Origin of the sequence: Bacillus sp. FSL K6-0042 (assembly GCF_038006685.1) — a bacterium.
Classification (GTDB): Bacteria; Bacillota; Bacilli; order Bacillales; family Bacillaceae_G; genus Bacillus_A; species Bacillus_A pseudomycoides.
In genome coordinates this window covers 1279780-1293040 of the sequence record NZ_JBBOVS010000001.1, presented here as the reverse complement: position 1 = coordinate 1293040, position 13261 = coordinate 1279780, and the positions used below count along the sequence as shown (strand labels likewise).

10 protein-coding genes and 2 pseudogenes are annotated in these 13261 nt (G+C 32.3%); 8 read left to right on the top strand and 4 right to left on the bottom strand.

The genetic code is table 11. The features are described 5' to 3' along the window. Window positions 1-3 precede the first annotated feature (3 nt). The 6 genes and pseudogenes from MHH45_RS06825 to MHH45_RS06805 all read left to right on the top strand — a co-directional run bounded on the left by MHH45_RS06825 (window position 4) and on the right by MHH45_RS06805 (window position 5247). A complete protein-coding gene (locus tag MHH45_RS06825; RefSeq protein ID WP_088094593.1) occupies window positions 4-2454 on the top strand; it encodes a tyrosine-type recombinase/integrase in 2451 nt (816 codons plus the stop codon). Further along, complete coding sequence (locus tag MHH45_RS06820; RefSeq protein WP_088094592.1) at window positions 2451-3260, top strand: hypothetical protein; 810 nt, start codon at window positions 2451-2453, stop codon at window positions 3258-3260. Before MHH45_RS06825 ends, MHH45_RS06820 begins: the two co-directional genes overlap by 4 nt. A 414-nt stretch (window positions 3261-3674) precedes the next feature. Next, the gene (locus MHH45_RS06815; protein ID WP_249922738.1) at window positions 3675-4016 is read left to right on the top strand and encodes a HEAT repeat domain-containing protein; all 342 of its coding nucleotides are present in this window, start codon (window positions 3675-3677) and stop codon (window positions 4014-4016) included. 364 nt (window positions 4017-4380) lie between these two features. Further along, a pseudogene (locus MHH45_RS06810) lies at window positions 4381-4533 on the top strand (tyrosine-type recombinase/integrase); the annotation flags it as partial. Window positions 4534-4536: 3 nt separating this feature from the next. Next, window positions 4537-4874: pseudogene (locus MHH45_RS28030) on the top strand (tyrosine-type recombinase/integrase); the annotation flags it as partial. Then, window positions 4867-5247 (top strand): DUF6262 family protein, encoded by a 381-nt coding sequence (locus MHH45_RS06805; RefSeq protein ID WP_088094591.1) that lies wholly within the window; start codon window positions 4867-4869, stop codon window positions 5245-5247. The pseudogene MHH45_RS28030 and the gene MHH45_RS06805, both read left to right, overlap by 8 nt. 159 nt (window positions 5248-5406) lie before the next feature. Here the strand turns inward: MHH45_RS06805 and MHH45_RS06800 are convergent, their stop codons facing one another. The 4 genes from MHH45_RS06800 to MHH45_RS06785 all read right to left on the bottom strand — a co-directional run bounded on the left by MHH45_RS06800 (window position 5407) and on the right by MHH45_RS06785 (window position 11614). Beyond that, window positions 5407-6528, bottom strand: coding sequence for a restriction endonuclease subunit S (locus MHH45_RS06800; protein WP_140386107.1), 1122 nt, complete (start codon window positions 6526-6528; stop codon window positions 5407-5409). Window positions 6529-6532: 4 nt separating this feature from the next. Continuing rightward, the gene (locus MHH45_RS06795) at window positions 6533-8086 is read right to left on the bottom strand and encodes a type I restriction-modification system subunit M (RefSeq protein WP_088094590.1); all 1554 of its coding nucleotides are present in this window, start codon (window positions 8084-8086) and stop codon (window positions 6533-6535) included. 22 nt (window positions 8087-8108) lie between these two features. Continuing rightward, entirely contained in the window at window positions 8109-8699 is a 591-nt protein-coding gene (locus MHH45_RS06790) for a restriction endonuclease subunit S (RefSeq protein ID WP_088094589.1), read from the bottom strand. Window positions 8700-8860: 161 nt separating this feature from the next. Further along, window positions 8861-11614, bottom strand: a complete 2754-nt coding sequence (locus MHH45_RS06785) for a type I restriction endonuclease subunit R (RefSeq protein WP_088094588.1) — start codon at window positions 11612-11614, stop codon at window positions 8861-8863. Window positions 11615-11779: 165 nt separating this feature from the next. On the opposite strand from MHH45_RS06785, the gene MHH45_RS06780 reads away from it, so the two are divergent. Then, window positions 11780-12691 (top strand): restriction endonuclease, encoded by a 912-nt coding sequence (locus MHH45_RS06780; RefSeq protein WP_088094587.1) that lies wholly within the window; start codon window positions 11780-11782, stop codon window positions 12689-12691. Window positions 12692-12790: 99 nt separating this feature from the next. Then, the gene (locus MHH45_RS06775; RefSeq protein WP_088094586.1) at window positions 12791-13042 is read left to right on the top strand and encodes a hypothetical protein; all 252 of its coding nucleotides are present in this window, start codon (window positions 12791-12793) and stop codon (window positions 13040-13042) included. The last annotated feature ends 219 nt before the right edge of the window (window positions 13043-13261 follow it).

The window sequence follows — 13261 nt, the reverse complement described above, 5'->3', positions numbered from 1 at the left end:
AAATTGGAGAAAGTCATAAAAAAGGAGTTTGTAAAATCAGAACTTCCTAAACGTAAACGTTCTGCTGGGTTACTAACGATTGAAGAGTATAAAATTCTAAGAAAACATTTTGGGTTTGTGTCTAATTCATTTGTTCCAAATATTAATTTATGTTTTGAGTTATGGGCCAAAGATGGACTCATCAATCCATTAATAATAACTTCAGAGGAAAGTGAAACTATTATTTCTTCGTATTCAAAAAGAAAAAAGAAGGTGTTTTTGGATTATATTTTGTTAAATATGATTTTCGATAGAATTGATATAAATAGAGAGTTTATTGAAAAATACATATATACCGAAGGGTTTATTGGTTTGGGGAGGTTTGAAGCATTATGCTATCTGTACGACTTATTAAAACTAAGTGAACTTCCTGATATTAATTATATTAAGGAAAACAAAAATAAATGGTTTATTATATCTATTGTAATCTTTTATAAGTGGGATGCGTTAGATGAGGAGACTATCGTTGTACAACTACTTTATTATTACAGGCTTCATTCAAATCGAGCAAGAAATTTAGGAAAACGATTTAATGAATTCACACAGCTGTTTTACCCGGTTTTTAAGGAACATACCTTGATGAGTGAAAAAGATAACGTTATAGAGTATTTATCTAAAAGGTGGGCTAATAAACCTATTGATATAGTGGAAGATGTAAGGCTTTTTTTCAAAAAAAAGATGGGAAGCTATACTAACACGGAATTTTATGATGTGTGTACGAAATTTATAGAAGAGTGTCTATTCAAAAAAATATATGATCCTAAGAGAATAAAAGTAATAATCACTCATTGGTCTCAACTTACAGGGATTTGTGTAGAACACAACATTACAAAAATTAGTGAGGTAAATGTTCAACATAGAGATTTTTTTGCACTAGTGAATATTTCTCAATCGCATGGGAAATTTCAGTCTATAAGAGATATTTTGAAGTTCTATAATGATGTGTTGTTTGAAGGATATGATAATCAAAAAATTATTTCTCTATTTTCTTCAAGTAAATTACCTAGAAAGCCCACAAATGTAAATCATACAGGAATTATGGAAACTGGAATTAAAGCTTTAATTTCTTCAGTAGGAAGTGAAATTATTCAGTCAAGATTAAATAGGTTTTCGAAAATGAAAGAATCTGAAAAAATACATTTTATACATGTACGTCTTATTTGGCTAATCATGTTAACTGGAGCAAGGGTTGGAGAAATATGTAATTTGAAGCTTGATGATGTAAAAAGATCACTTGATTATAAGGAACCTTATATTTTGATTAAAACTTTAAAAGGGAATAATGATAGAGCATTTGAATTGTATAGGGGAGAAAAAATTGGAGAAAATCGTTATGAGTTTGATTTAATACATTTTGAGATAATCAAGGAATCAATAGAAGCTGCTGAAAATATGTATCATGGTTTAGAGATGAAGGATAGATTCTTATTTCCTAATAGAAAGAACGGGAAAACCGATACGACTTCAGTTTATATAAGACTAATAGAAATTCAATTAAAAAATGGGATAGTGTGTGGTTCCCATTACGATGTTTTGAATAGAGAGCTATATGAAGGAATGCCATACTTACAAGGGAATTTGGAAAAAAGAAAGGCTTTATTTGTTACACATGATCTTAGACACGCAAAGATAAATTGGTTATTATTACATGGTGGTCTAAATAAATATGAAATTCAAGATTATATAGGACATAGGAATATAAATAGTCAGGATGAGTATCAAAAATCGACAGCAATGATGTTCAAAGTAGCAAAAATGATGGAAGAACATAATCATTATGGAGCAAAAAATGAATTAGTTACTTCTAATTATCAAGTGATTGATAAGGAAGTTAATAGAAAAGAGTATGTCCTCTTAAAAGATATTGATGAATACTTAAGTGAGTTTGAAAAAAGGCATGATCGGATAGAGATAAGAGATGCGGAGGCCTATATTGATAAAAATACAGCTTGTGAAGTAATTATTTCTTGTTCAGCAACTGGTATTTCGTGTTTAGGGTGTAATGATTTTAGAGCTGGACAGTATAGTGAGGAAAAGATAGACAATATATCTAGGATATTAGTAGAGCAAATAAAAGCGATTGATTATCAAATTAATAATATCAATAAATTTAAACGGAGCATGATATCCAAAAGAGGTAAAGTGATTTTGGAAAATGCTCTTTTAAGCCTTGTGAGTCGTTTTGAAAGTATTGAAGCAGCTAAAGAGATAACACTTATTTCGAATAAAACGGGTTTTGGCTTGGAAGAAGCTCGGGCAGATAAATTTATTTATCATCTAATGCTCAAGTATAGACAGAGTGATTTAGATAAAGAAATTATAAAACATATTAAGGGATTAAAAAAGAATGGGGAATTTGAAGATATTAATCTTTTATTATATCGCTCAAAAACAAACAGGGTGGTATTTAAATGAATAATAAAAATGATTTACTTCGGAGAGAAAAAGAAGAAGGGATTAGGGCTGCCATTCGCCATTTAGATGGGAAGGGAATTCTGAATATTTCCAATAAAATGATATCAAATACAACAAGAGACTTATTTCCAAATGATTTAAACAAGCAAATAGCTGTTAATACATTGTCAAAAAAAGAGTACTATAAGTCTAATCTTCAGAAGTGGATTGAAGAAGAAACAGGATTGAAACTCAAAAAAATGGAAGAGGTTCGTAAAAAAGCGCTAGAAGTTCGTAAAAAATTAGTTATGCAAAATTATAAAAAGATCGAACAGTCTGTGGATGAGATTGTTGATTCAATAATAAAAGGAAATTTAAAATGCGAAAAAATGTCAAAAGCTTTTCTTACAGACTTATTAATAAAAAAGAAGGAACAAAAAGGATTGAAAATAAGTAAAGCTACTTTGTCGTTGGAGACTTACAATTCTATTTATGAACGTGCTGTAAAGCGTTTAAATACAAGCTCGCTATTAACTAATGCAAATGATTCTGAAGAGGTTGTCTCTGTTAAAGAGTTGGCACATTTAAGAGAAGAAAATAAAAGGTTGAAAAAAGTAAATAAAAATTTAATAAGTGGTTTATTTCATATTAATAATGAAGAGATAAATGATGCTTTTTTTATAGTTGGTGATGGAAATACCTTAACACAAACAACCATTGATAAAGATTTATTATATAGTTATTTAAATTTGTTTAAAAAAAAATTGCCAAAAGATATTAATGCTTATAGTTTTATGAAAGAAATAGTAGAATATTGTAAAAAATAAAAGTGAAATTAGGAATACGCTTTTTAATTTAGTTGAATTAAGTTGAGCTAAACACCATAGAAAAATTAAATTGATACTATTATTATAGTGAACAAGTTACCCTTCACTCACACATAATTATTTTGCGGTCTATGTCAGCTCCGCTGGTATTAGTCTATGTAGCAGTACGAATAAAATACAGGGGCTTTCTTCAAACTATTGTAAACTTTTTATTCAGGTGATGTTATTCTCACTCTGTATTAAGTAATCGATAGCGGAGTTTTCCCCGTTGGACGAATAATGTGTTGAGGGGAAATTTACCTTTACTGAAATGAAGATGAATATGCGAGCGCAATTATATATTTTGAAGACAATCCCCATCCAAGTTACATAGAACCTATTATGATGCCCTTCAGTGTAGATGATTGTTATGGTGTGAATGAACATGCAACATGTATTTTGCGTGAGTTTAGTAATGATGAGATAGTTCCACACTTAATTACGGCTATACAAGATAGCCATGGAGGTAGAAGATACTGGGGAACAGAATTAGCTATATTCTTTCCGGATGTAAGATTAATAAGTTCTTTACTGACCTGTATTGACGATTCAAACGGTGATATTCGAGGATATGAAGTTTATGTATTAAGTAAAATTGGTGATAAATCGGTTTTACCTATATTACATAACAAGCTATTGAGCGAACATGATGAAGAAGTTTGTGAGGAATTAAAGCAAGCCATCTCAAAATTAGAAAGACTTAAAAAAATGAAATAGGACGAATGTTTTTAGCTAAGGAACCACAACAAAGTTATAATAACAGTTTTATGAAACAAATGTGTTGGTTTAGAATAAAGTTTGATTATAAATCACCTTAAACCCTTGATTTTACTGCATATAAAAAGCTATCGTTTTGAATAAAGATTGATCAAAACGGTAGCTTTCTTTTATTTTTAAGAACTGTTTTTTATAAAAAAGATTGAGTGTTTTAAATCCCCTTATTCAACTAAAGCACCCCGTTAGTTCAATAAGAAAAGTAATTCTATATGAGAGTGTTCATTTTTAAAATTTAAACTCGATACCTTTTAGCTATTTGTAATAAGAAGTTAATAATGATTATTAATCCTCAAGTTTTTCATATATTCGAGATAAATTATTAATTCAAATTCTTTTTGAAACAGGATTACGTATTGGAGAAGTGCTTTCATTGTTCATTGAGGATTTTATTTTTGATCATAAGAACGGACATCGTATACGATTAGTAGATCGGGGAGAATTAGAGAACGGAGCAAAATGAAATGCGATAGACAATCCATATGGAACGTGCCATGCACGAATCAATGGAAATTGTCCTTATGCCGAAGAACATCCATGTCTAACGTGTAACGGTGGCAGTCCATGTAAGGACTTAGCTATTGGTTTTTCTGAATTAGATCAACAAAAGTATGAGCTACTAATAAAAACCACTACAAGGACCGTTGAAGCATTAGAAAAACGTGGGAGAGAAGAAATTGTAGAAAAAAACAAAAAGAACTTAGAACGCTATCAAAACATTTTAAATACTATTGAAGGTGTAACATCATCTTTGGTCGATTGGAACGCTTAAAACAAAAGCAAGGTGTCATAAATGTCTAAATATGACCGTATTGAACATTTAAAATCTATCCATGCCCATCGGAAAGCAAACACCCATCAGAAAGTAGATGAAGCTATTAAAAGGCTCATACGAGCCAATGAAAGAATAAACTTTAACAGCGTATCAAATGAATCAGGTGTGACTAAGGCAACGCTGTATAATAATGTGGATATTCGTGAAAGAATTGAAAAACTAAGACAGCAACAATCACAAGTACCTACACCGAAACAAGCAAAGCGAGAAATGAATGAAAGCAACAAGGGTGCACTTATCGCATCACTTCAAAGGAAAAATAAGAAATTAGAAGATGAAAACAAGCAATTAAGAGACCAACTGAAAGTAGCTTACGCAGATGTTTATAAAAAGTTATAGTCAATAGGAGAACGATGTTCTCCTTCTACAACAAACGGGCCAGATTTTTGTAGATGTAGTTTAGCATTAACAATGGGGAACCGTACCATAAGTAAATGAGGTTTTTTCTGAAAAATAGATACAGCACCATTCCAACATATATGGACGGTGCTGTTTTCATTAAATGAACATTTGTTGCATGAAGGCTTGTTTTTGGTTTTGTAATTCAGTTAGTTTTTCTAATTCTAAAAATATTCTTTCATCATTTTTCTTGAAAAATGCACCAATTTTCTTTTGTTCTTCATAACAGGGAATTGCATATTCAATAGTTTCAATTATTTTTTTTGATAAACTAGGAACTCCAGTTGATTCATTATATTTTTCCCAATTTATAAACTGAAACAGAGTATAAATAAAATCTAAGTCGTTACTTTTCTTAGAAGTACAATAAAAAAGTGTATCCACTGTCCAAAATGGAGCTATTAGTTTTTGAGGTTGATTGATAGTACCTTTTCGTCCTATACCGATAGCATCTTCATCAGATAGAGATTTATCAACACTAAGCATATAACCACCTGTACCGTAGACAGGGATGTTTCCCGAATTTAAATGCTTATAGTCTCGTCCTGAATTTACTTTAATAACATCTCCTAAAGTCTTTAACTCCCACTTAGGTAACTCCTGTTCATCCTCATCTTTAAATCGCAATTCCTGACTGAAAATCTTCTGCATATAGCCTTTTTTCTGTTCTTTTAGCAAGTCGATCTTTACTTGTTGAAGGTGGATTTTATTATCTAGTTTTTCCAAGAATGAAGATATAAATTTTTGTATTCGGATATTAGGTAAAATGATTTCTGAATTTAAAAATTCTTTTTGTCCCAGAGTTTTATTTCGCCCTGCTCCTCCAGGAGAGGCTAATTCTAAAAGTGTTTGTCCTCTTTTAGTTAAAAATAATCTTGTAAAGTAATCTAAATCCACTTTTGTATCATCTAATTTATACATAGGAAAGCGATGTGAAGCTACTAAACCATTTAGATTAGATGTTGTTCTAGCTACGGCTCTTTCCCAAGCAAAAACGATATTTACAATGAAACAATTTGGTTCTATCCAATAGACACGTTTATTACCTAATTCTTTACCAGTAACTCCTTCTTTTATAAATATCCCTTTACCATGAGAGCGAATCCCAATTTGTGTATATTTTTTTTCAGGAATCACTTCAACGGGATTAACAACTCTTTCTACAATATCTTTTAATTTATAGTGGGAAGATGGGGATATAATTTTATCAAGTTGGTACATTAAATTAAACCCCCAACTCTTTAAAATAGTTCTCTAACTCACGATCCACTTCTGTAATTTCGTCATCGATTTCTTTCAGACGTTGTGCAACAGCTTGTAAGTCAATCGGCTCTTCTTCTTCAAATGTATCCACGTAGCGAGGAATATTTAAGTTATAATCGTTTTCTTTAATTTCCTCTAGTGTCGCTGCGTATGAATACTTATCGATTGTCTTACGACTTAAGAATGTGGCGATGATTTTTTCAACATGTTTATCTGATAAAAGGTTTTGATTTTTCCCTTTTTCAAATTCATTGGAAGCATCAATAAATAATACATTGTCATCATGCCTGCGGCACTTTTTGAATACAAGGATACACGTTGGAATGCTTGTACCGTAAAAAATATTTGCTGGTAAGCCAATGACTGCATCTAGGTAATTTTTTTCTTCAATTAGGTATTTACGAATCGCTTCTTCTGCTGCACTACGGAATAGGACACCATGTGGTAACACAACAGCCATTGTACCGTTATCATCTAATTGATGAATAAAGTGTTGAATAAATGCGAAGTCTGCTTTTGATTTTGGTGCTAGTTTCGCATAGGCACTAAAACGCTCATCTTCTTTAAATTTGTCATCTGCACTCCATTTCGCACTATATGGAGGATTGGCTACAATTGCTTCAAAGCGATGATCTAGATGTTGTGGATCTTCTAATGTATCTGCATTTTCAATATTGAAGCGTTGATACGGAATATCATGTAGCAACATGTTCATTCGAGCTAAGTTATATGTTGTTGATACCTTTTCTTGTCCGTAGTATTTGTGTACTTTCGCTTCTTTTCCTACACGTAATAGCAAAGAACCTGATCCACAGGTACCGTCATATACATCGCGAATTTCCGTTCTCCCAGCAGTGACGATTTTCGCTAAAATTTTCGATACTTGCTGTGGTGTATAGAACTCCCCAGCTTTCTTCCCAGCGTTTGCTGCGAATTGAGAAATCATATATTCATAAGCATCGCCTAAAATATCAATTTCTATATCATCTTGTAAAAATGGAATGTCTGCAATGTTCACAATTACTTTACTAATTAAGTTTGTACGATCCTTTACTGTACGTCCTAAACGTGATGATGTTAAGTCCATATCATCAAATAGATTTTGGAAATCGTCTTGGCTGTCTGTTCCTAAGGTAGAGGCTTCAATCGCTTTGACACCATTTTGAAGCATTTCGACGTCAAAGTTACCATTAGCTCCTTTTTCGATTTCTCCAAGGAAGTGAGAGAATAGGAATTGGGGCTCTACAACATAACCTAATTCATCGATTAAGTACGCTGCTAAGTCCTCACGGTATTCTTCGTTTTTCCATGCATCTGCAAATGAAATATTATCTTCTTTTAATAATACATTTGCACGTACTTCTACTTTTTCGGAAAGGTAACGGTAGAAAATTAATCCTAAAATATAATCTTTAAATTCGCTGGCGTCCATTTGACCTCGTAGGTCATTTGCCATTGTCCATAATTTTTTATGCAGTTCAGCTTGTTGCTGACGTTGTTTTTCACTTGTTGTCATCGTAATTCCCTCCTAAGGTGGATTAGTTATTAGTAATACTTTGGATTAGTTTTTGATGAATATACAGCTGCTGTAATTCACCTTTTTCAGCCATTAGTGATTCTTTTCTCTTTTTAAGCTGAGCGATTTTTCCGATCATAATTTGCTGTCGGATAGGTGGTAAGTCAATTTCTAAATCTTTTAAATGCGATAGTTTCAATAATGAAATGACTGTTCCTTCACTTAATACCGTCAATTGTTTTTGAATGGATGGATGTTCATTAAAGTACCATTCAAAAAAGGCTTCATCTACATCACTTGTTAATTGAATTTTGATAAAGTTATTTGTTAACAATAATCCACTATATTTTTCAGGTAACAAAGCAATTTTTTGTGTATGTGTGTGTAGAATAAGACTGTTTGTGTCAGTTAGTAGCTGTGGTACCAATTTTTCTTTCAGTACAGTAATTTCCGCATTTTTTTCATTTGAAATTCGATAAGATAAACCAAGTGTTTCGTTGAATTCCTTTAATGACAGAGGTTTAACTTTTGACGTTTCAATATCAGAAGTTAAAGTTTCTAAACGGTTTGTAAATGCACCTTGTGTAAATTCGGCAATTTGATAGAGTTTCATCGCACACCCCACTTTTTTGATATTTTTTAATATATCATATCTAGTGCCTTAAATATAAATGATATTTTAAAAAATATCAATACATTTAAGGCGTTTTTTGATATTTTTTAAAATAACATAAAAAGAGCGCCTGATTAGCGCTCTTTAATCAAATATATAGTCTATGCGCCATATTTTTCAGTAAAGTCACGGATAAATGATGTAATGGCTTTGATTGCTTTGTTCTTTTTCAAGAATGATCCTGATAAAGAATCCATAATCGCATTTTTTTCAATTAAATTGGAATACTCATACGTTGATACTTGTTTACGTAATACACTATCTTCAATATGTACTTCTTTCGCAAATGTTGAGAGTTCCTGCTCACTCATTTCTTCTTCATAACGATTGTATGCGTCTATAACAGATTCATCAGGTGCTAACATTGGCGCAACCTTATCTAAGAAACCTTTAATCAATTCAGTTTTGAGACGTAACTTCGGATCAGATGCATGGTCTAATTCTTGTTTGATGAAACGAATCTCTTTGGCACGTTCTTTTTCATTTTCAGTATTAAGGCTCGCAATCAGATTCAAAATGTAGCTGACATTAATCTTGTCTGTATGCATTAGCTCTAACTCAAAGTCGATGTCATGCAAAATCGATTCTTTTGGTACTTCACTACGTTTAAAATCTTCGTATACCTTAAAGTATTTACTCTTGAAATCTTCATATGTTTGCTGTGAAATCTTCAATTCAGTTTCATCAAACTCAAAATCAGAGAATGACTGTAAACGTTGAAGTAGTTTCGTCACATTTTTGAATGCAATGATGAATTGACGTTTGTCTTCTTCACGTTCTAGCTCATCTACTTCTTCTGGGATGACTGTAATGTTTCGTAAATTTTTCACAGCCTCTTTGAACGCTTTTAAGTATTCATCGTAGCTCCCCATTAGAACGGTATCAACATTGTCTGTTCGAGAGAATAACTTAATTGCATCATCTGTATTGTCTTTTAAATTTCGATAACAAACGATATTACCATATGGTTTAGTCGACTTCTCTACACGATTTGTACGGCTGTATGCTTGCAACAAGTCGTGATACACCATGTTCTTATCTACATAGAGTGTATTGAGTGGCTTACTATCGAATCCAGTTAAGAACATTTTTACGACAAGTAAAATATCGATTTGGGCATTTTTTACTTTTTTGGATACATCAGAAAAATAGCGATTCCATATTTCTGTCGAGAAGTCTGTGTCGTACATTTTGTTATAATTTGCAATCATGCGGTCTAACGCTTCACGAGAATGTTCACCTGTTCCATCACTATCCTCATTTTGCCCATATGAATAAATACCTGCGATTTTTAGGTCGTGATTTTTCGATTTAAAAATATCGTAATACTTAATTAAAGTTGGAATGGAATCTACTGCGAACATTGCACAATAACCTTTACTCTTCGAACGTCGTGGATGATTATCAATAATATGGTCAGCTACGAGATTTAAACGTCGTTCATCATGCCATACTTCATCTGTATTAATCGCTTGTACTTTTGTATCATCTGTTTCATCAATATTGGCGTTAAATGTACGAATATATTCGATTGAGAAACCTAATACGTTACCATCACGAATCGCATCTTTAATGAGGTAATGATGCAGACACTTCTCAAAAAGGTCAGCAGTTGTACGTCCATCTTGGCTCTTGTTCTCGACAAAGCGTGGGGTACCTGTAAAGCCGAAGTACTGTGCATTTTGGAAATGTTGATCAATTTCTTTTCGCATATCACCAAATTGGCTGCGATGACATTCATCAATGATGAACACAACATGCTCTTGTTTGTATGGTTCCATGACTTTTGCATATTTAGGATTTTTAACAGCATTATTCATTTTTTGAATGGTTGTAACAATAAATCGCTTCATTGGATTTTGAATTTGCTCGATAAGAATTTCTGTTTTATCTGTACGATCAACCGCGCCTTTTTGGAACTTGTTGAATTCAGAAATGGTTTGGCTGTCTAAGTCTTGGCGATCGACAAGGAAGAATACTTTTTTGATACTTTCTTCATCTGCTAAGATTTGACCAGCTTTAAAAGAGGTTAAGGTTTTACCAGAACCTGTTGTATGCCAAATGAATCCATTGTTATTTGTTTCTGTTGCACGCTGTATTAGTGCTTCAACTGCATATACTTGATAGGGCCGCATAACCATTAACGCTTTATCTGTATCATTAATGACCATATAACGACTAATCATTTTGGCTAAATGACACGGCTTTAAGAACGCACTTGCAAAATCTTGTAAGTTCGTAATCAGTTCATTCTTTTCATCTGTCCAGAAGAACGTAAAGCCAAACTGAATGTCATAGTCTGAGTTGGAGAAGTACTTCGTATCTACTCCGTTACTTACGACAAAGATTTGTAAAAATCGATACAGACCATTCAACGTATGACGACGATAACGTTGAATTTGATTGAACGCTTCTTTAAAATCTAAACCACGACGTTTCAATTCAATTTGTACAAGCGGCAAACCATTAATAAGAATGGTCACATCATAACGATTTGTATAGGTACCCTTTACTGTTGTTTGCGTAGTTACTTGGAATAAGTTCTTGCACCAGTCTTTTGTATTCATAAGTTCTACATATAACTGTGTACCATCTTCACGTTCAATCAATAACTTATCACGCAAAATCTTCGCTGAATCATATATGCTTTTGCCTTCAATTAATGTAAGAATTCTCTTAAATTCTATATTTGTTAACGGTTTTCCGTTTAATTTATGTTCATTGAATGTATTGAGTTGCTGCTTAAAATTGGCTAACAATGCGTCATAATCGGCAATCTTAACCGATTTGTAGCTTTGATTTACAAGCTGGGTATGTAATTTTTTTTCAAGTTCTGCTTCAGGTTGGTATGCCATGCTGAAAACCTCCTTAATACCATCATCCTTTTATTATACTAAAAATTTAATATATGGGTGTTATATTAATAGCAACTTTCAAGTATTATTTTTTTCTATTTTAGTAGCTATTTAAAATCCATATTTTGTTATAGTGGAAGTAAGATAATAAAAGGGGATGAACGTATGGCAGTACCAGGTTATCAAGACTTTATGTACCCATTCTTGAATCAGTTAGAAGATAGGCAAGAGTATCGATTACAAGATTTGTATACGATTTTAGCAAGATATTTCAATTTAAGTGATGAGGATATTGCTGAGACACTTCCTAGCGGAAAACAAACCTTATTGGTTAACCGAGTAGGGTGGGCAAGGACACATCTATATAAAGCAGGGTTGATAAAAGTTGTAAGAAGAGCTGTTTTTCAAATAACAGATGAAGGATTAAGAGTACTTAATGATCCGACTATAACAAAGATTGATCGAAAATTTTTAACTAAGTATGCAAGCTTTAATGAATTTATTAATAAAGTTTCTAAAGAAAATACTGATTCGGATATTGAAGATACAGAAGAGAAAACACCATTAGAACTGATGAGCGAGAACTTTAATATATTAAAAAATGAAATTCAAGATTTACTATTAGAAAAAATACGTAGTTGTTCACCAGGCTTTTTTGAGAGATTGATTGTTGAATTAATTATATCCATGGGTTACGGAGGGTCTGTTAAAGATGCGGGAAAAGCTATTGGAAAATCTGGAGATGAAGGTATAGATGGTATTATAAAGGAAGATGTTTTAGGGCTAGACATGATATATCTACAAGCTAAGAGATGGAAGAAAGAATCTACTGTATCTAGACCAGATATTCAAACGTTTGTAGGTAGCCTTGTAGGTAAACAAGCATCAAAAGGTATTTTTATTACTACTGCAAAGTTTTCACAAAGCGCAATTGAATATGCCAATTCTATTGATAAGCGAGTAATACTGATTGATGGTCAACAGCTAACAGACTTAATGTTTAAATATAATGTTGGTGTTAGTGATGAAGAAGTTTTTGTTACCAAAAAAATCGATTTGGACTTCTTTGAAGAATAAAACCTCACTTAGCTACATTACGCTGAGCCGTATCATAATGACGGCAACGAATCATGTCTGAATCTTGTTCGAAACTAAAATAGGTAGGGAGACGGTGCAGTGAGCGAAGTAAATAAACAAAACAGATTAAGTAAAGAACCTTTTGCTTATCAAATAACGAAAAAAGGAACGATAGTAATCTATTACGGAGGTAAACAAATTAAAATTGTAAAGGATAGGGAGGCAGGGCGTCTTATAGCAAGAATCAAAGAAGGTGGAGATAATATAACAGAAGTACAGTTATTGGTAGCTAAAATTACGGGTAACTTTAAACGTGGTAATGAGAAATTTGGTAAAAATAAAAGAAAATAAACTAAGCCTTTACTTTGTAGTTCGCAAACAATGTTGGATGGTTTAACAATCGGGCGTGATTGTTAAGCAAGAAGTAAAAGGGTGATACATATTATTCATGTATAATATGTATCACCCTTTATTTTTTATGACTTTCTAGGATTTAGGTCTTGATAAAGATCCATAATCAATTTTTTTATAAAGCTACAAAATGAGCTCTCTAGTTCAATAAGAAATACA

Coding starts and splice junctions, on each gene's coding strand:
- MHH45_RS06800 (WP_140386107.1), bottom strand. CDS start 6,528: ATGTACCAACTTGATAAAATTATATCCCCATCTTCCCACTATAAATTA.
- MHH45_RS06780 (WP_088094587.1), top strand. CDS start 11,780: ATGGCAGTACCAGGTTATCAAGACTTTATGTACCCATTCTTGAATCAG.
- MHH45_RS06820 (WP_088094592.1), top strand. CDS start 2,451: ATGAATAATAAAAATGATTTACTTCGGAGAGAAAAAGAAGAAGGGATT.
- MHH45_RS06805 (WP_088094591.1), top strand. CDS start 4,867: ATGTCTAAATATGACCGTATTGAACATTTAAAATCTATCCATGCCCAT.
- MHH45_RS06785 (WP_088094588.1), bottom strand. CDS start 11,614: ATGGCATACCAACCTGAAGCAGAACTTGAAAAAAAATTACATACCCAG.
- MHH45_RS06790 (WP_088094589.1), bottom strand. CDS start 8,699: ATGAAACTCTATCAAATTGCCGAATTTACACAAGGTGCATTTACAAAC.
- MHH45_RS06795 (WP_088094590.1), bottom strand. CDS start 8,086: ATGACAACAAGTGAAAAACAACGTCAGCAACAAGCTGAACTGCATAAA.